General features: G+C 73.6%; 14 protein-coding genes and 1 riboswitch. Of the genes, 4 read left to right on the top strand and 10 right to left on the bottom strand.

Annotated elements, in window-relative coordinates; all coding sequences use genetic code 11:
- The first annotated feature begins 147 nt into the window (after positions 1 to 147).
- Positions 148 to 1,179, top strand: coding sequence for a septation protein SepH (sepH, locus tag IE316_RS18670; protein ID WP_190205535.1), 1,032 nt, complete (start codon positions 148 to 150; stop codon positions 1,177 to 1,179).
- 296 nt (positions 1,180 to 1,475) lie between these two features.
- On the opposite strand, the gene IE316_RS18665 is transcribed toward sepH, so the two are convergent.
- Positions 1,476 to 2,327 carry a sulfurtransferase gene (locus IE316_RS18665; protein WP_190205534.1) on the bottom strand — a complete coding sequence of 284 codons (852 nt, stop codon included), beginning with the start codon at positions 2,325 to 2,327 and terminating at the stop codon, positions 1,476 to 1,478.
- Between the two features lie 288 nt (positions 2,328 to 2,615).
- On the opposite strand from IE316_RS18665, the gene IE316_RS18660 reads away from it, so the two are divergent.
- On the top strand, positions 2,616 to 3,425 hold the full coding sequence (locus IE316_RS18660) for a VOC family protein (RefSeq protein ID WP_190205533.1): 810 nt from the start codon (positions 2,616 to 2,618) through the stop codon (positions 3,423 to 3,425).
- 7 nt (positions 3,426 to 3,432) lie between these two features.
- Here IE316_RS18660 and IE316_RS18655 read toward each other — a convergent pair whose 3' ends face one another.
- From IE316_RS18655 to IE316_RS18640, 4 genes are all read right to left on the bottom strand, one after another.
- Positions 3,433 to 4,083, bottom strand: coding sequence for a thymidine kinase (locus IE316_RS18655; protein ID WP_190205532.1), 651 nt, complete (start codon positions 4,081 to 4,083; stop codon positions 3,433 to 3,435).
- A gap of 81 nt (positions 4,084 to 4,164) precedes the next feature.
- A complete protein-coding gene (locus IE316_RS18650; protein WP_190205531.1) occupies positions 4,165 to 5,406 on the bottom strand; it encodes an alkaline phosphatase family protein in 1,242 nt (413 codons plus the stop codon).
- Complete coding sequence (locus tag IE316_RS18645) at positions 5,406 to 6,002, bottom strand: DUF5998 family protein (protein WP_190205530.1); 597 nt, start codon at positions 6,000 to 6,002, stop codon at positions 5,406 to 5,408. Before IE316_RS18645 ends, IE316_RS18650 begins: the two co-directional genes overlap by 1 nt.
- Positions 6,003 to 6,053: 51 nt before the next feature.
- The gene (locus IE316_RS18640; RefSeq protein ID WP_190205529.1) at positions 6,054 to 8,987 is read right to left on the bottom strand and encodes a bifunctional acetate--CoA ligase family protein/GNAT family N-acetyltransferase; all 2,934 of its coding nucleotides are present in this window, start codon (positions 8,985 to 8,987) and stop codon (positions 6,054 to 6,056) included.
- Positions 8,988 to 9,163: 176 nt separating this feature from the next.
- Between IE316_RS18640 and IE316_RS18635 the strand changes: the two genes are divergently transcribed.
- Positions 9,164 to 9,445, top strand: coding sequence for an HPr family phosphocarrier protein (locus tag IE316_RS18635; RefSeq protein ID WP_190205528.1), 282 nt, complete (start codon positions 9,164 to 9,166; stop codon positions 9,443 to 9,445).
- Positions 9,446 to 9,653: 208 nt separating this feature from the next.
- On the opposite strand, the gene IE316_RS18630 is transcribed toward IE316_RS18635, so the two are convergent.
- The 4 genes from IE316_RS18630 to IE316_RS18615 form a co-directional block, all read right to left on the bottom strand.
- Complete coding sequence (locus IE316_RS18630; RefSeq protein WP_190205527.1) at positions 9,654 to 10,349, bottom strand: GntR family transcriptional regulator; 696 nt, start codon at positions 10,347 to 10,349, stop codon at positions 9,654 to 9,656.
- Positions 10,350 to 10,593: 244 nt separating this feature from the next.
- Entirely contained in the window at positions 10,594 to 11,370 is a 777-nt protein-coding gene (locus IE316_RS18625; protein WP_190205526.1) for a M23 family metallopeptidase, read from the bottom strand.
- Positions 11,371 to 11,382: 12 nt separating this feature from the next.
- Positions 11,383 to 11,547, bottom strand: a riboswitch (cyclic di-AMP (ydaO/yuaA leader).
- A 191-nt stretch (positions 11,548 to 11,738) separates the two neighbouring features.
- Entirely contained in the window at positions 11,739 to 13,127 is a 1,389-nt protein-coding gene (locus IE316_RS18620; protein WP_190205525.1) for a M16 family metallopeptidase, read from the bottom strand.
- Positions 13,124 to 14,479, bottom strand: a complete 1,356-nt coding sequence (locus tag IE316_RS18615) for a M16 family metallopeptidase (protein WP_190205524.1) — start codon at positions 14,477 to 14,479, stop codon at positions 13,124 to 13,126. The genes IE316_RS18620 and IE316_RS18615 overlap by 4 nt, the downstream gene beginning before the upstream one ends.
- A 300-nt stretch (positions 14,480 to 14,779) precedes the next feature.
- Here IE316_RS18615 and IE316_RS18610 point away from each other — a divergent pair, with 300 nt between their 5' ends.
- Complete coding sequence (locus IE316_RS18610; protein ID WP_190205523.1) at positions 14,780 to 17,233, top strand: DNA gyrase/topoisomerase IV subunit A; 2,454 nt, start codon at positions 14,780 to 14,782, stop codon at positions 17,231 to 17,233.
- Here the strand turns inward: IE316_RS18610 and IE316_RS18605 are convergent.
- Positions 17,230 to 18,420 (bottom strand): CobW family GTP-binding protein, encoded by a 1,191-nt coding sequence (locus IE316_RS18605; protein ID WP_190205522.1) that lies wholly within the window; start codon positions 18,418 to 18,420, stop codon positions 17,230 to 17,232. The two genes, IE316_RS18610 and IE316_RS18605, sit on opposite strands and share 4 nt — an antisense overlap.
- Positions 18,421 to 18,607 lie beyond the last annotated feature (187 nt).

Below are 18,607 nucleotides of genomic sequence, written 5' to 3'. Positions count from 1 at the left end.
CCGTGCCATAACGGCGATCCCGGGCCCGCGCCCGACACGCCGGGCAACTCGGCAAGGTTGTGGCAGGCTGCACCCGGGCAGGCCACACTCGACAGAGCGGAAGCAGCGACGCACGTGACGTCGGCAGGCACCACCCGGGAGGTCCCCATGCCCGAACTGCGTGTCGTGGCCGTCTCGAATGACGGCACACGGCTGGTGCTGAAGGCTGCGGACAGCACGGAGTACACGCTTCCGATCGACGAACGGCTCCGCGCCGCCGTGCGCGGCGACCGTCCCCGCCTCGGCCAGATCGAGATCGAGGTGGAGAGCCACCTCCGCCCCCGCGACATCCAGGCCCGGATACGAGCCGGCGCGACCGCGGAAGAGGTCGCCCAGATGGCCGGCATCCCCGTCGACCGCGTACGCCGCTTCGAAGGGCCCGTGCTCGCCGAGCGCGCCTTCATGGCCGAGCGCGCCCGCAAGACCCCCGTGCGCCGCCCCGGTGAGAACTCCGGCCCGCCCCTCGGCGAGGCCGTCCAGGAGCGGTTGCTGCTGCGCGGCGCCGAGAAGGACACCGTCCAGTGGGACTCCTGGCGCCGCGACGACGGCACCTGGGAGGTCCTCCTCGTCTACCGGGTCGCGGGCGAACCGCACTCGGCGAGCTGGACCTACGACCCGCCCCGGCGGCTCGTCCAGGCCGTCGACGAGGAGGCCCGCGCGCTGATCGGCGAGTCCGACGACCTGGCCGCGCCCGAACCCAGCTTCCCGTTCGTCCCGCGCATCGCCCGGCTGCCGCGCGACCGTCCGCTGGACCGGCCCGGCCTGCCCGCGCCGCCGAGCGAACCGGCCGCCGAGGAGAGCGCGAGCGAGCGGGACTCGCTGACCAGTCTGCTGGAGGCGGTGCCGAGCTTCCGGGGCGACCTGGTCGTCCCCGAGCGCCCGGCGTCCGCGCCGGAACCCCCGGACGAGCCCGTCGAGGAACCGGTCGTCGAGGAGCCCCCGGCTCCCGCGGCGTCGGCCGGCGCGGGGTCCGCCTACGCGGACGTGCTCATGCCGCGTTCCGTCAGCAGCCACCGCGACCGGCTCACCGGCTCCACCGACCGCCAGGCCGAGGCGGACGGCGTCCGTCCGGGACGCCGGGCGGCGGTCCCGAGCTGGGACGAGATCGTCTTCGGGACCCGGCGCAAGAAGCAGGAGTGACGCGGGGAGTGCCGTGACGCGCCGCCCTGTGGGGTGAGGGGCCGTGTGGGGTGAGGGGCCGCTTCCTGGGTGGGGGCGGCCCTTTTGTGCGGGTCGAGGCGGGGCGAGGTGTGACGGTCCCGGCCAGGTGGCGACCGGGTGCGGCGCTTCTGTGCCGGGCACCGGCCAGGGCGTGGCGCTCCGGGCCGGTGCGAAATCCGGACCCGGACCGGAGCGCGCCCCACCGTACTGCCGCCCGGAGCGCGCCCCTCCGTACTGCCGCAGGTCAGAGCCCACCCCGCGGCGCGACCCCCGCGCTACTGCGGGTCAGGCCCCACGGCGACCGGCCGGTTCGGGTCCGCTGACCACTCCGACCAGGAGCCCGCGTAGAGCGCGGCCGGTACGCCCGCCGCCGCCAGGGCCAGCACCTCGTGGGCGGCCGAGACGCCCGAGCCGCAGTAGACGCCCACCTCGGTGCCGTCCGTGACGCCCAGCGCGGCGAACCGGGCCCGCAGCTCGTCGGCGGGCAGGAGGCGGCCGTCCGGGCCCACGTTCTGCGTGGTCGGCGCCGAGACCGCGCCCGGGATGTGCCCGCCCACCGGGTCGATCGGCTCGACCTCGCCCCGGTACCGCTCTCCCGCGCGGGCGTCCAGCAGCAGCCCCGACTTGGCCAGCGCCGCGGCGGCGTCCGCGTCGAGCAGGCCCGTTTCGCCCGGCACCGGCTCGAAGTCGCCCGGCTCGGGCCGCGGCACCTCCGTCGACAGCGGGCCCTGCCAGGCCGCCAGGCCGCCGTCGAGGACCCGTACGTCCGGGTGCCCCGTCCAGCGCAGCAGCCACCAGGCGCGCGCCGCGGCCCAGCCCTGCCCGCCGTCGTACACGACCACCGGCCGGTCCGCCGACACGCCCGCGCGGCGCATCGCGGCGCCGAACTCCCCGAGGTCCGGCAGCGGGTGCCGGCCGCCTCGGCCGGGCGGGGCCGCGAGCTCCCGGTCGAGGTCGACGAAGACGGCGCCGGGAAGGTGACCGGCCGCGTACTCGGCCCGGCCGTCGAAGGAGGGTTCGCCGGTCGCCTTGGCCATGCTGAGCTGCCAGCGGACGTCGAGGAGGACCGGCGGCCGGGCGCCCGCCAGGTCGCTCGCGAGTTCGGATGCGGAGATGATGACGTTCATGGCCACCATCCTGGCCCACCGGGTGGCCGCCGGGGCGTTGTCGGACTACTCTGCCCGCCGGGCAGGCCCGGTCACCCGGCGTGCGGGACCGGGCACGTGCTGTACATCCGGGCGGTATCTGTCAGCCGGTGCGCGGAACCGGACCGGGAACCGCCCGGCGGCGTCCTCCGGCGGACGCGCCCCCGCGGGCCGGAGCACGCGTGAGCGGGGCCGGTGCCGGCATCGGCACGGAGGTCCGTCCGAGCGGAAGCGACACGGCCACCGGGAGGGGCCGGGGAGAGAGTGACGATGACCGACGCACGGGAACCGGCCGGCCGGACCGGCGATCCGCCCGCCCGGCGCGCGCCCGGCACGCCCTGCTGGGTGAGTCTGATGGTGCGCGGACTGGCCGCCACCCAGGCGTTCTACGCGGAACTGTTCGACTGGGAGTTCCGGCCCGGCCCCCAGCAGCTCGGCCCGTATGTGCGGGCCCTGCTCGGCGGGCGGGAGGTGGCGGGCATCGGCCAGTTGCCGCCCGACCGGCATCTGCCCGTCGCCTGGACGCCGTACCTCGCCTCGGACGACGTGGACCGCACGGCCGCCGCGGTCCGGAGCTGCGGCGGCACGATCGGCGTGGGGCCGCTGGACGCGGCCGAGGCCGGGCGGATGGCGATCGGCTCCGACCCGGCGGGCGCCGTCTTCGGCATCTGGCAGGCCGCGGCGCACGCGGGCACCACCCTGACCGGCGTGCCGGGCACCCCCGCCTGGAACGAGCTGATGACCTACGCGACGACCGGGGTCGCCGCCTTCTACGAGTACGTCTTCGGGCACACCCGGGACGCGCCGGTCTCCGCGGACCACGACTACGTCACCCTGCGCGTCGGCGGCCGGCCCGTCGCCGGCATCCACGGGGTGGGCAGCGCCCTGCCGCGCGACCGGGGGCCGCACTGGGTGACGTACTTCGAGGCGGCCGACGTCGACGCGAGCGTGGAGCGGCTGATCGACCTGGGCGGGCATGTGCTGCGGCCGGTGCGGGACGGCTCGCAGGGGCGGGTGGCCATGGTGGCCGACCCGGAGGGGGCGCGGTTCGCGCTGCTGCAGCGGCCGGCGCTCGGGTAGCGGTCGTTCAGGCGTTCGACATCGGGAGGACGTCCGGTGACAGGGCCGCCGCGCGGGCCGAGGCCGCGGTCATACGGCGCCGGTGGTGGCGCCGGCAGAGCACCTCGTAGCCGATCTCGTCGGAGGAGTGGGTCACATCGCCGACGACCACCTGGGCGCCCTCGACGACCATGACGCCGCCCACCGTACGGGCGTTGTGCGTGGCGCGGGCCCCGCACCAGCACAGGGCCTCCACCTGGAGCACCTCCACGCGGTCGGCGAGTTCGACCAGCCGCTGGGAGCCCGGGAACAGCTTGGAGCGGAAGTCCGTGGTGATGCCGAAGGCGTACACGTCCAGGTCGAGGTCGTCGACCACGCGGGCGAGCTGGTCGATCTGCTCGGGCGCCAGGAACTGCGCCTCGTCGGCGATCACGTAGTCCGCCCGGCCGCCCCGCGAGAGGTGGTCGACCAGATACGCGTACAGGTCCGTGCCGTCCTCGACCTCGACCGCGTCGGTGACCAGGCCGAGCCGCGAGGAGAGCTTGCCCTCGCCCGCGCGGTCGTCGCGTGTGAAGATCATGCCGGCCAGGCCGCGCGCCGAGCGGTTGTGCTCGATCTGGAGAGCCAGTGTCGACTTCCCGCAGTCCATCGTTCCGGAGAAGAACACCAGCTCGGGCATGACGGGGCGGACACCTTTCGGCGGGATCGGACGGGACGTCGCGTTATGGGGATTCGGGGGTCGGCGTAAGCGTTTGCGGCTTCAGGAGCGTACTTCGAGGAGGGGGACCAACTGTTCGGCGGGGGTCATCGAGCCGTGGTTGCCGACCATCGCCGACTCCTTCGGCTCCCGCTCGGAGGCGATGAGCAGCACGTCGTCCCGGGCGGCGGCGACCACATCGCCGATGCGGTCGTACACGCGTGTGTCCACCTGCGGGCCGAACCAGCCCGCCGCGATCGCCTCGTCCCGCGAGGCCACCCAGAACCGGTCGCCGAGCACCTCGCGCCAGCAGGCCAGTACGTCGCCGGCGGCGCCCGGCACGGCGTAGACATGGCGGGCGCGGCCCTCGCCGCCGAGCAGGGCGACGCCCGCGCGCAGCTCCCAGTCCTCGTCGAAGTCGATGCGGTGCTCCTCGTCGAAGGGCACGTCGATCATGCCGTGGTCGGCGGTGACGTAGAGCACGCTGCGCGGGGGCAGTTGCTCGGCCAGCCGCTGGACGAGCAGGTCGACCCGGCCGAGCTGGCCGCGCCAGGTGTCGGAGTCGACGCCGAAGCGGTGGCCGGCGCCGTCGACCTCGGAGTAGTACGTGTAGACCAGGGAGCGGTCGCCGGCCGCCAGTTGCTCGGCGGCCAGGTCCATGCGCTCCTCGCCGGGGAGCCGGCCGAGGAAGGTGCCGCCGCTGAGCGCGACCTTGGTCAGCGGGGTGTTCTGGAAGGTCGGGGCGGAGACCTGCACGGCGTGCACGCCCGCGTCGTGCGCCAACTGGAAGACCGTGGGGCGGGGCTGCCAGACGTGCGGGTCGGTCCAGGGCTGCCAGCGCAACTGGTTCATCAGCTCGCCGGTGTCGGGGTTGCGCACGGTGTAGCCGGGCAGGCCGTGGGCGCCGGGGGGCAGGCCGGTGCCGACCGAGGCCAGCGAGGTGGCGGTGGTCGCCGGGTAGCCGGCGGTGATGGGGCGCCCGGTGCCGCCGCGCGAGCTGCCGAGCAGCGAGGTCATGAAGGGCGCGTACTCGGGGTGGGCGCGGAGCTGCTCCCAGCCGAGGCCGTCGATCAGGAAGACGCACGCGCGGTCGGCGGGGGCCAGCTCGGCGATCGTCGCGCTCATGCCGGGGACGGCCATGCCGGCGGCGAGGGTGGGCAGCAGGTCGGCGAGCGAGCCGCTGCCGTACTCGGGCACGGGCGCGGAGCCGATGGGGAGCGGCTCGGGGCCGGTGTCCCAGGCGGTGGTCAGCGGCGCGGCGGAAGCGGGGCGTCCCCGGTCGTGGGCGGCGGAGGGGTGGGACATCAGCGGCCGGTGTCCGCGGTCGCCTCGGAGAGCGCCTGGGCGAAGGCGAGCGCCTGGCGGACCGTCTCGGGGCCGTCGCCGGCCTCGCTGACCCGCAGGCTGAGGTCGTCGGCGGTGGAGCTGCCCGTGTAGCCGTGGTCCGCCTCGCAGTTGGGGTCGCCGCAGGCGGCGGGCTCCAGGTCGATGCGGGAGACGGCGCCCCAGCCGATGGTCAGCACGATCTCGCGGGGCAGCGTGCCCGGCGTGTACTGCTCGGGGTTGGCGACCACGCGGCTGACCACGATGGACGAGATCCGGCCGAGCTTGACGGACTCCGTGGACGTGGTGGCGTACGGCGTCGGGGAGGTGTCGTCGGCGGCCTGCTCGTCGGTGTGGCTGACGATGAAGCGGTGGTCGGTCAGGACGAGCACCGTCACATGCCGGCGCACCTCGTTCTGATCGAACGTGGTCTCCTGGTGGACCAGGTACGACCGCATGGGCTCGCCGCCCACGGCGGCCTCCACCGCCTCGGCCACGAGGGCCGGGTAGTAGCCGCTGCGCTCGATCGCCGCACGCAGCCCCTGGGTCGTCGTACTGGTCTTGGCCATGCCGTCCATCCTACGGGGGACCACTGACTGCCAGACACGGTCGTGCGCCCCGGACCGGGGTCAGTAGGCCGGGAGCGTACGGGGACCGAGATCGTCCCGGGCGGGCGGCGGGGCCAGGCGGACCGAGGCGCCGAGGACGCTGAGCCCGCGCGGGGCGACGACCACCGGTTCCAGCGTGACCGCGACGACCTCGGGGTGGTCGTCGACCAGGCGGGACACCCGCAGGAGCAGTTCCTCCAGGGCGGCGCTGTCGACGGGGGCGGAGCCGCGCCAGCCGAACAGCAGCGGAGCGGTCCGGATGGAACGTATGAGCGAGGCGGCGTCCCGGTCGGTGACCGGGATCAGGCGGTGTGCCACATCGCCCAGCAACTGGGTGGCCGCCCCCGCGAGACCGAAGGAGAGCACCGCCCCGGCCGCCGGGTCGATGACCGCGCGGACGACCGTGTCCACCCCGCGCGGTGCCATCCGCTGCACCACCGGCCGCAGCTCAGCCGGCGTGCCGAACAGCCCGGTCAGCTCCTGGTACGCACGGCGCAGTTGCCCCTCGTCCGCCAGGTCCAGGCGTACGCCGCCCAGGTCGGCGCGGTGCCGCAGGTGCGGGGCGGTGGCCTTGAGGGCGACCGGGTAGCCGAGGGCGGCCGCGGCGGCGACGGCCTCGTCGGGGGTGGGGGCGGGCAGGGCGCGGTGGACCTGGACGCCGTAGCGGCCGAGCAGCGCGCAGGTCTCCGCCGGGCCGAGCGTGAGGCCCTGCCCGCGCGTGAGGAGGGTGCCGATCTGCTCGGCGGCGCCCTTCTCGTCGATGTCCTCGTACTCCGGGACCTTGCCGGGGTCGGCGGCGTCCCGCCGCCACTGCGCGTAGGCGACGGCCTGCGCGAGCGCCCGGACGGCCCGCTCGGCGGCGGGGTAGGCGGGGATGAGGTGGGTGCCGTCGGGGGGGTTGGGGGTGGGAGGGGTTCCGGTGGGAGGGGCCTCGCTGCCGGCGGGGTGGTCGGTCGCCGCGAGGGCCCCGGACGCGGGCCGGGTGACGGGCCCGGGAGCGGGCGCGGGCGGCGTGACCGGACCGGACGCGGGCGGCGCGGCGGACCCGGGCGCGGGCGGCGCGGCGGGTGTCGGCGGCTGCGGGGCCGTGCTGGTGGCGGCCGAGAGGGCCTCGGCGAGGCCGCCCAGTTCGACGTGGACCACCAGGACCGGCTTGGTGGGGGCGGCGGCCGCCGCCGACCGCAGGGCGTGGGCCAGAGCCGCGTCGCCCGCCGAGCCCTCGCCCAGCGAGGGGATCGCGGTGACCACCACGGCGTCGCAGGCGTCGTCGGCCAGCGCGCGGGACAGCGCCGCGCGGAAGTCCTCCGGGGTGGCCGCGGTGGTCAGGTCCCGCGGCGGCAGCGGGCGCAGGCCCTCGGAGAGGCACGCGTCGTAGGTGAGCAGGCCCAGGGACTCGGAGTTGCCGAGGATCGCCACCCGGGGCCCGGCGGGCAGCGGCTGGCGGGCCAGCAGCAGGCCCGCGTCGACCAGTTCGGTGATCGTGTCGACGCGGATCACGCCGGCCTGCCGCAGCAGCGCGGAGACCGTGGCGTGCGGCAGGCGCGTGGCGCGTACCGCGTGCCCCTGCGGTGCCGCGCCGCCGTGCCGGGCGCCCTGCACGACGACCAGCGGCTTGGCGGCGGCCGTCCGGCGGGCCAGCCGCGTGAACTTGCGCGGGTTGCCGATGGACTCCAGGTACATCAGGGCGACATCGGTGTCCGGGTCGTCGTACCAGTACTGGAGCACGTCGTTGCCGGAGACGTCGGCCCGGTTGCCGGACGAGACGAAGGTGGAGACGCCGGTGACACCGGTGACGCCGCCGCCGCGCCGGTGCAGCCGGGAGAGCAGGGCGATGCCGATGGCGCCGGACTGGGCGAACAGCCCGATCCGCCCTGGGCGCGGCATCTCGGGCGCCAGGGAGGCGTTGAGCCGCACCTCGGGTGAGGTGTTCACGATCCCGAAGGCGTTGGGGCCGATGATGCGCATCCCGTACGCGCGCGCGTGCCGCACGAGGGCGCGCTGGCGCTCGCGTCCGCCGGGGCCGCTCTCGGCGTACCCGGCGGAGACCACCACCAGGCCCTGCACGCCGTGCTCGCCGCACTCGGTGACCACCTCGGGGACGTGCTCGGCGGGGACGGCGACGACCGCCAGGTCGACGGGCCCGTCGATGTCCCGGACGGAGCGGTGGGCGGGCACGCCGTCCAGCTCCTTCTGGTCCTCGGGGAAGGCCCGGTTGACGGCGTACAGCCTGCCGGTGAAGCCCGCGTCCCGGATGTTGCCCAGGATGCCCCGGCCGACGCCGCCGGGTGCGCGGCCGGCGCCGATGACGGCGACCGAGCCGGGCGTCAGCAGCCGCCGTACCGACCGCGCCTCGGCGCGCTGTTCGCGCGCGTACTGCACGGCGAGGGAGCGGTCGGTGGGTTCGAGGTCGAACTCCAGGCGGACCACACCGTCCTCGAAGCTGCGCTTCTGGGTGTACCCGGCGTCCATGAACACCTTGATCATCTTGGTGTTGGCGGGCAGCACCTCGGCGGCGAAGCGGCGGATGCCGCGCTCCCGCGCGACGGCCGCGATGTGTTCGAGGAGGGCGGAGGCGACACCGCGCCCCTGGTGGGCGTCCTGCACCAGGAAGGCGACCTCGGCCTCGTCGGCCGGTGCGGTGGCGGGTGTTCCGTCGGCGCCGATCCGGTCGTAGCGTACGGTGGCGATGAACTCGCCGCCCACCGTGGCCGCGAGTCCCACCCGGTCCACGAAGTCGTGGTGCGTGAAGCGGTGAACGTCCTTGGCGGACAGCCGGGGGTACGGCGCGAAGAAGCGGTAGTACTTCGACTCGTCGGAGACCTGCTCGTAGAAGCTGACCAGGCGCTCGGCGTCGTCGACGGTGATCGGGCGGACCCGCGCGGTGCCGCCGTCGCGCAGCACCACGTCGGCCTCCCAGTGGGCGGGGTACTCGTGCCGGTCCGACGAGGTCTGCATGGGCCCCAGGGTACGGCTCGCCTACGACAACGGCGCGAGGCAGTCTATGGGGGAACCGGGCCGGAACGGGGTCGCGGTCCGGTCCGCCCGTCCGCGCGGGGACGGGCCGCTCCGGGCACGCTCCACCGTATGGGAAACTGGTCTAGACAACCCTGAACACCGAAGGGCAGCAACACATGGCTGAGCGCCGCGTCAACGTCGGCTGGGCCGAGGGTCTCCACGCCCGCCCCGCCTCCATCTTCGTCCGAGCCGCCACGGCCACCGGCGTCCCGGTCACGATCGCCAAGGCCGGCGGCGACCCCGTCAACGCGGGCTCGATGCTGGCCGTGCTGGGCCTGGGCGCCCAGGGCGGCGAGGAGATCGTCCTCGCGTCGGACGCCGAGGGCGCGGACGCCGCCCTGGACCGCCTGGCGAAGCTGGTCGCCGAGGGGCTCGAGGAGCTTCCCGAGACCGTCTGAGCCGGAACGCCGGAAATCGGCGGAGCCGTGCCGACCTCTTGCGGGTCGGCACGGCTTCGTCTTTTTCCGGCGCAGACTTCCGAACTTCTGACCGGACGGGCTTCCGGACTCCCGGATATGTCATCGGCACCACTTCGGTAGCGACCGTAATGGGGCAGCAAAAATAACCCCCCGCCGAATTACTCTCTCTTTGTATACGGCGGCCGTGTTAATTCCGGAGACTCGGTGTGTTTACTGGATGTTGCGAGTTCCTCACAGGCTCCGCCCGTTGGGCGCCCGAGCCGAAGCGCAGCCGGTGGGCCGCCGTCGCCCGCTCGGTGTGCAGCGCGGTGAGCGCCCGCGCGCGCTCGCTGTCGCCGCGGGCCACCGCGTCGACGATCGCGCCGTGCTCCGCCCAGGTGTCGGGCGGGCTGGCGGGCGCGTCCACGGTGTACATCCAGGCGATCCGGTGCCGCAACTGGGTCAGCGTGGCGGTCAGGGCGGCGCTGCCGGCGGCCTGGGCGAGCGTCTCGTGGAACCAGCCGTCCAGGGCGCGCAGATCCTCGCTGTGGCCCTGCCGGGCCCGTTCCTGCCCCAGTCTGACCAGGCCGCGCAGCACCTTGAGGTGGGCCTCGGTGCGGCGCTGGGCGGCCCGCGCGGCCCCGAGGGGCTCCAGCAGCAGGCGCATCTCCAGCAGGTCGGCGGCCTCCTGCTCGGTCGGTTCGGCCACGCACGCGCCCGCGTGCCGCCGGGACACCACGAAGCCCTCCGCCTCCAGGGTGCGCAGCGCCTCGCGCACGGGGACGCGGGAGACGCCGTAGCGGCGGGCGAGCAGTTCCTCGGTGAGCCGGCTGCCGCGCTCGTGGACACCGGCGACGATGTCGTCCCGGATCGCCGTGCATACCGAGTGCGCCGGAATACGCATGACCGACCTCCGCCTTAATCCCCGTGCAACGTCGACGATTGACGCGTGTTCAGTGACTCTATGGCAATGCGCGGGAATTTCCGACGGGCGGCCGGAATCCATGGATATTTTTTGGACATCGGGGCGCCGGGGAAAAGCGGGTGCGGCGGGTGTGCCGTGCTCCCGGAAGAGCCCGGGAACGCCGAAAGCCCCGGCTCCCTCGGGGGGCCGGGGCGGGGTGGCGCGGGTGCCGGGAGGGCTGCCGTCAGACGTCGACGCCGTGCGAGCGGAGGTAGGCCACGGGGTCGATGTCCGAGCCGTACTCCGGGGAGGTGCGGGCCTCGAAGTGCAGGTGTGCTCCGGTGGTGTTGCCGGTGGAGCCGGAGAGTCCGATCCGCTGGCCGGGGGTGACGCTCTGACCGACCGAGACCTCGATGGACGACAGATGTCCGTACTGGGTGTACGTACCGTCAAGCATCTTGATCACGACTTGATTGCCGTACGCACCGCCCCAGCCGGCCTCGACGACGGTGCCGGCGCCGACCGCGTGGACGGGGGTGCCGGACGCGGCGTGGAAGTCGATCCCGGTGTGGCTGCCGGAGGACCACAGGCCGCTGCTGGCCCGGTAGGCGGTCGACACGTAGGAGGCGCTGATGGGCGCCACGTAGGCGGTCAGGCGCTTGCGCTCGGCCTCCCGGGCGGCGCGCTCCTTGTTCTCGCGGGCCTTCTGGACGGCCTTCTCGGCGGCTTCGGCGGCCTGTCGGCGGGCGGCTTCCTCGGCCGCGCGCTCGGCGGCGGCTTCTTCGGCGGCCAGTCGCTGGGCGGCGGCCTGGGCGTCTATCTGCTCGGCCACGGAGTCGCCGAGGGTGACGACCGGGGTGAGGCCGGTCTGCTCGGGGGCGGGCTCGGCGGCGAGGGCCGGGGCCGCGAGGGTGCCGACCACTCCGCTGGTGGCGAGGGCGGCGACACCCGCCGCGCGGGCGGTGGTGCGGTGCATCCGGCCGGGCCGGCGGTGCTTGCCGGTGGCGCGCGTGAACGCCATGTACGGGCTCGTCCTTTCCTTCCCTCTCGCCTACCGGGTTAGCTGACGGGTTCGGAGCAGGAAGGTCTCCTACGGACCCCCTCGCTGGGCGCGCGGGCGTCCGATTCACCCCAGGGACTGCGGTGGGTCCCCGGCTCCCCTGGCTCGCGCCGTACGGGGACTCGGCGATGGCTGTCCGGTGCCGCGGGTGCGGCGCACTGCCTGACGGACAGCCCGGAAGACGCTAAGCGGGTCCGCGTTCAATTCCCAAACGCAACCGCGATTTTGTAGCGCATCCCACAGCCCAGAGGGGCAACCTCTCCCCCAATCCGGACAAAAGGCGGCCCCGGTGACACAAGGGTCACCGGGGCCGCCACGCGCGTGTGCCGCTACTCGGCCGCCACCACGGTGACTTCGCCGATACCGAGGGCCTCGACGGGCTCCTTGATCTTGGCCGCGTCACCGACCAGGACGGTCACCAGGCGGTCGACCGGGAAGGCGTTCACGACCGCCGCGGTGGCCTCCACCGTGCCCGTGGCGGCGAGTTGCCGGTACAGCGTCGCCTGGTAGTCGTCGGGCAGGTACTGCTCGACCTGGTCGGCCAGCGTGCTCGCGACGGCCGCCGCGGTCTCGTAGCGCAGCGGTGCCACGCCCACCAGGTTCTGCACGGCGACGTCGCGTTCGGCGTCGGTGAGGCCCTCCGCGGCGAGCGTGCGCAGCACCGTCCACAGGTCGTCCAGGGCCGGTCCGGTGTTCGGCGTGTCCACCGAGCCGCTGATGGCGAGCATGGCGGTGCCGGTGCCGTCCGGCGCGGAGCGCAGCACCTGGCCGAACGCCCGGACGCCGTAGGTGTAGCCCTTCTCCTCGCGCAGGACGCGGTCCAGGCGGGAGGTGAGGGTGCCGCCCAGGCAGTACGTGCCGAGCACCTGGGCGGGCCAGACGCGGTCGTGGCGGTCCGGGCCGGTGCGGCCGATCAGCAACTGGGTCTGGACGGCGCCGGGACGGTCCACGATGACGACCCGGCCGGTGTCGTCGGCGGTCACCGGCGGCACCGGCCGGGGCTCGGCCGCCGAGCCGGTCCAGGCGCCGAGCGTGTCGGCGAGCAGCGCGTCCAGGTCCAGGCCGGTGAGGTCGCCGACGACCACGGCGGTGGCGGTGGCCGGGCGGACGTGCTTCTCGTAGAAGGCGCGGACCGCCGCGGCGTCGATGTTCGCGACCGTCTCCGCGGTGCCCTGGCGGGGGCGCGACATCCGCGAGTCCGCCGGGAACAGCTCCTTGGACAGCTCCATGGCGGCCCGGCGCCCGGGGTTGGCCAGCTCGTGCGGGATCTCGTCGAGCCGGTTGCGCACCAGCCGTTCGACCTCGCTGTCGGCGAAGGCGGGCGCCCGGAGGGCGTCGGCGATCAGGCCGAGCGCCTTGGCCAGGCGGGAGGCCGGCACCTCCAGGCTGAGCCGTACGCCGGGGTGGTCGGCGTGCGAGTCGAGGGTGGCGCCGCAGCGCTCCAGCTCGGCGGCGAACTCCTCGGCGGAGTGCTTGTCGGTGCCCTCCGAGAAGGCCCGCGCCATGATGGTGGCGACGCCGTCGAGGCCGGCCGGTTCGGCGTCCAGCGGGGCGTGCAGAAGCACCTCGACGGCGACGACCTGCTGGCCTGGGCGGTCGCAGCGCAGCACCGTCAGCCCGTTGGGGAGCGTGCCGCGCCCGGGGGCGGGGAACGCCCAGGGCTTGGGCTCGCCGGCCTGCGGCTGGGGGTGGAACTCCATGGGGGCCAGCTCGGTCACTTGGCCTCCTCCTCGGTCTCGTCGGTGGCATCGGCGTCGGCGGCTTGGGGCGCGGTCGGCTCGTAGACGAGCACCGCGCGGTTGTCGGGCCGCAGCCGGGCCTTGGCGACCTCCTGGACCTCTTCCGCGGTCACCTCCAGGATCCGCCCCACCGCACTGAGGGCGAGCTGCGGGTCGCCGAACAGGACGGCGTACCGGCACAGTTCGTCCGCGCGGCCGGCGACCGTGCCGAGGCGGTCCAGCCACTCGCGCTCCAACTGGGCCTGGGCGCGTTCCATCTCCTCGGCCGTGGGCCCCTCCTCGGCGAAGCGGGCCAGCTCCTCGTCGATGGCGGCCTCGACGACCGGCACCTCGACGTCACCGGAGGTCTTCACGTCCAGCCAGCCCAGGGAGGGCGCCCCGACCAGGCGCAGCAGGCCGAACCCGGCGCCCACCGCCGTACGGTCGCGGCGCACCAGCCGGTTGTAGAGGCGGGAGGACTCGCCGCCGCCCAGGACGGTGAGCGCGAGGTCGGCCGCGTCGCACGCGCGCGTGCCGTCGTGCGGCAGGCGGTAGGCGGCCATCAGGGCGCGGGCGGGGACCTCCTCCTCGACCACCTCGCGCAGCTCCTGGCCGATGACGTCGGGCAGCGTGCCGTCCCGGGGGGCGGGCTTGCCGTCGTGCGAGGGGATGGAGCCGAAGTACTTCTCGATCCACGCCAGGGTCCGCTCGGGGTCGATGTCGCCGACCACCGACAGCACCGCGTTGTTCGGCGCGTAGTAGGTGCGGAAGAACGCGCGGGCGTCCTCCAGGGTGGCCGCGTCCAGGTCGGCCATGGAGCCGATCGGCGTGTGGTGGTAGGGGTGGCCCTCCGGGTAGGCGAGGGCGGTGAGCTTCTCGAACGCGGTGCCGTAGGGCACGTTGTCGTAGCGCTGGCGGCGTTCGTTCTTGACGACGTCGCGCTGGTTTTCCATCGACTCCTCGTCGAGGGCGGCCAGCAGGGAGCCCATGCGGTCGGCCTCCAGCCAGAGCGCCAGCTCCAACTGGTGGGCGGGCATGGTCTCGAAGTAGTTGGTGCGCTCGAAGCTGGTGGTGCCGTTGAGCGAGCCGCCGGCACCCTGCACCAGTTCGAAGTGGCCGTTGCCCTTGACCTGGGCGGAGCCCTGGAACATCAGGTGCTCGAAGAGGTGGGCCAGACCCGTGCGGCCCTTGACCTCGTGACGGGAGCCGACGTCGTACCAGAGGCACACCGCCGCGACCGGGGTCAGGTGGTCCTCGGAGAGCACCACGCGAAGGCCGTTGGCCAGGCGGTGCTCGGTCGCTGTCAGGCCGCCGGAGCCTGCCTCGGCTGTGGCCGTGTGACCCATGGGCATGTACGTCCCTTCGATCGCGGAAACCTGGACGGATTCACTGTGCTGGTTCACCGGTCGGAACCGTGCCATTCCTGCCGGTCCTGCCACTGTATGCAAGCGCGCGGACGACCGGTGCGGTTCCCGGTGCCGCTACGCCCAGAGCGAGCACGCGGTGACCGGGGCGGCGGGGCCGAGGGCGTACCCTGCGGGCAGCACCGGGCCGACCGACCGCGAAGGGTCCTGGTCGGTCGCTGTCAGTGCCGCGGTCCACAATGGACCGCGTCAGATCACCGTTCACGCTTCAGCAAGGAGCCGGCAGCGATGGCCCGCCGTAGTACGAAGACCCCGCCGCCCGACGACGCCTACGAGGAGAAGATCCTCGACATCGACGTCGTCGACGAGATGCAGGGCTCGTTTCTCGAGTACGCGTACTCGGTCATCTACTCCCGTGCCCTGCCGGACGCCCGGGACGGCCTCAAGCCGGTGCACCGCCGCATCGTCTACCAGATGAACGAGATGGGCCTCAGGCCCGAGCGCGGCTATGTCAAGTGCGCCCGGGTCGTCGGCGAGGTGATGGGCAAGCTCCACCCGCACGGTGACGCGTCCATCTACGACGCCCTGGTGCGCATGGCCCAGCCGTTCTCCATGCGGGTGCCCCTGGTCGACGGCCACGGCAACTTCGGCTCGCTGGGCAACGACGACCCGCCGGCCGCCATGCGGTACACCGAGTGCCGGATGGCCGAGGCGACCAGCCTGATGACGGAGTCCATCGACGAGGACACCGTCGACTTCGCCCCCAACTACGACGGCCAGGAGCAGGAGCCGGAAGCCCTCCCCGCCGCCTTCCCGAACCTCCTGGTCAACGGCGCCTCGGGGATCGCCGTCGGCATGGCGACGAACATGCCGCCGCACAACCTGCGCGAGGTCATCGCCGCCGCCCGCCACCTGATCCGGCACCCGAACGCCGACCTCGACGCCCTGATGAAGCACGTCCCCGGCCCGGACCTGCCCACCGGCGGCCGGATCGTCGGCCTGCCCGGCATCCGGGACGCCTACGAGACCGGCCGCGGCACCTTCAAGATCCGCGCGACGGTGTCCGTGGAGACGGTGACGGCCCGCCGCAAGGGCCTGGTCGTCACCGAGCTGCCCTTCACGGTCGGCCCGGAGAAGGTCATCGCCAAGATCAAGGACCTGGTCGGCGCGAAGAAGCTCCAGGGCATCGCCGACGTCAAGGACCTCACCGACCGTGAGCACGGGCTGCGCCTGGTCATCGAGATCAAGAACGGCTTCGTGCCGGAGGCGGTCCTGGAGCAGCTCTACAAGCTGACGCCCATGGAGGAGTCCTTCGGCATCAACAACGTCGCCCTGGTGGACGGCCAGCCCCTCACCCTGGGCCTGAAGGAGCTGCTGGAGGTCTACCTCGACCACCGCTTCACCGTCGTACGCCGCCGCAGCGAGTTCCGCCGGGGCAAGCGGCGGGACCGCCTGCACCTGGTCGAGGGCCTGCTCACCGCGCTGGTCGACATCGACGAGGTCATCCGGCTGATCCGCTCCAGCGAGAACTCCGCGCAGGCCAAGCAGCGCCTGATCGAGCGGTTCTCGCTGAGCGACGTGCAGACCCAGTACATCCTGGACACGCCGCTGCGCCGGCTCACCAAGTACGACCGCATCGAGCTGGAGGCCGAGAAGGACCGGCTGAACGCGGAGATCGAGGAGCTGACCCGGATCCTCGACTCGGACGCCGAGCTGCGCAAGCTGGTCTCGGCCGAACTGGCGGCGGTGGCCAAGAAGTTCGGCACCGACCGCCGTACGGTGCTGCTGGAGTCGGCCGCGACACCCGCCGCCGTGCCGCTCCAGGTCGCCGACGACCCGTGCCGGGTGCTGCTGTCCTCCACCGGCCTGCTGGCCCGCACGGCGAACGGCGAGCCCCTTCCGTCCGGCGCCGGCGCCAAGCGGATCAAGCACGACGTGATCGTCTCCGCGGTGCCGGCCACCGCGCGGGGCGAGATCGGCGTGGTCACCTCCGCCGGGCGGCTGCTGCGGATCAACGTCGTCGACCTGCCGCAGCTCCCCGAGGACATGCCGGTACCCAACCTGGCGGGCGGCGCGCCACTGGCGGAGTTCGTCTCCCTGGAGGACGACGAGACGGTGGTCTGCCTGACCACCCTCGACGAGTCGTCCCCGGGCCTCGCCCTCGGCACGGAACAGGGCGTCGTCAAGCGGGTGGTGCCCGACTATCCGGGTAACAAGGAGGAGCTGGAGGTCATCACCCTCAAGGAGGGCGACCGGATCGTCGGCGCGGTCGAACTGCGCACCGGCGACGAGGACCTCGTCTTCATCACGGACGACGCACAACTGCTGCGCTACCAGGCGTCCCAGGTGCGTCCGCAGGGCCGCGCGGCGGGCGGTGTCGCCGGCATCAAGCTCGGCGAGGGCGCGAAGGTCATCTCCTTCACGGCCGTCGACCCGGCGGCGGACGCGGTGGTGTTCACCGTGGCGGGCTCGCGCGGCACACTGGACGACTCGGTGCAGACCACGGCCAAGATGACGCCGTTCGACCAGTTCCCGCGCAAGGGCCGGGCCACGGGCGGGGTGCGCTGCCAGCGGTTCCTCAAGGGCGAGGACTGCCTGTCCCTGGCCTGGGCGGGCCCGGCTCCGGCCCGCGCCGCCCAGAAGAACGGCACACCCGTCTCCCTCCCGGAGATCGACCCCCGCCGGGACGGCTCGGGCGTGTCCCTGCCCAAGACGGTGGCGGTGGTGGCGGGTCCGGCCTAGTCCGGGTCCTGGTAGCTCTCCGGGTCCAGCACCGCGTCCGGTTCCCGACCGTCCGGTTCCCGACCGTCCGGATCGGAACCGTCCGGATCAGCACCGTCCGGATCAGCACCGTCCGGATCAGCACCATCCGGATCGGGACCGTCCGGGTCCTGTACGTAGCGCAGGACGCCCCACATGCCGTGCTCGTCGGCGTGTGCGGCGTCCTCGCTCCGGCACTCCTGGAGTTCCTTGGCGAGCGCGGCCCCGTGGAGGCCGGAACCGATGAGGACGAGCTGGGTCAGGCGTTCGCCGCCGGGCGCCCAGCGCTCCGGGTAGAAACGCAGGAACCGCCCCACCGCGTGGACGCCGTACCGTTTGCGCGGGTCGTACGGCCCGAAGTCCACGTACCCCTTGATCCGGTACAGGCCCTCCGGCCGGCCGTCGAGGAACCGCATCAGCCGGCGCGGGTCGAGCGGGACGTCGGAGACGAAGGACAGGCTGTCGTAGGCGCTGTGCAGGTGCTCGGCGTGGCCGGCCTCCCCGTCGTCGGCGTGGTCGTGGTCGTGCAGATCGTCGAAGGACAACTGCCCGACGCGCTCCTCGCTCGGCCGGCAGTCGAAGAGGAACTCGGGGTCGATCCGCCCGTACGTGGCCGGGACGACGGCCGCGCCGTCGGCGAGGGAGCCGACCAGGGCGAGCACGCGCTCCTCGTCCGTCACCCGGTCGAGCTTGTTGACGACCACCAGGTCGGCGAGGGCGAGGTGCCGGTCGATCTCGGGGTGCCGGGCCCGGGTGTCGTCGAACTCGGCGGCGTCGACGACCTCGACCAGACCGCCGTACACGATCCCGGGGTGTTCGCTGGCGAGCAGCATGCGCACCAGTTCCTGGGGTTCGGCCAGGCCGCTGGCCTCGATGACGATCACGTCGATGCCGGTCTCCGGGCGGGCCAGCCGCTCCAGGTAGACGTCGAGTTCGCCGGGGTCGACGGCGCAGCACAGGCAGCCGTTGCCGAGCGAGACGGTGGAGTCGCCGAGCGCTCCGGCCACCGCCATGGCGTCGATCTCGATGGCGCCGAAGTCGTTGACGATCGCGCCGATGCGGCTGCCTCCGGAGCGGTGGAGGAGGTGGTTGAGCAGGGTGGTCTTCCCGGAGCCGAGGAATCCGGCGAGGATGACGACCGGGATCTGCGGGCTCGGGCTGTGCCCCACTGTGCGACCTCTCTCACGCCTGCGCGTACACCGGCACCCGGCTCGCCGACCGCGCGGAGGCCGGGTGCCGACCCAGGATACGAGCCCCGGCAATCATGGCGAAGTGAACGATTGTTAGCAGCGTCCCTGGGGCAGACGTTGGAGAAGGCGCCGGTGTGTGCGACCCCGCTTCCCTCCGTGCGCCTCC

Origin of the sequence: Streptomyces fumanus (genome assembly GCF_014655295.1) — a bacterium.
Lineage (GTDB): Bacteria > Actinomycetota > Actinomycetes > Streptomycetales > Streptomycetaceae > Streptomyces > Streptomyces fumanus.
The sequence above is the reverse complement of the archived record's forward strand: the minus strand, read 5'-3'. Positions and strand labels throughout refer to the sequence as shown.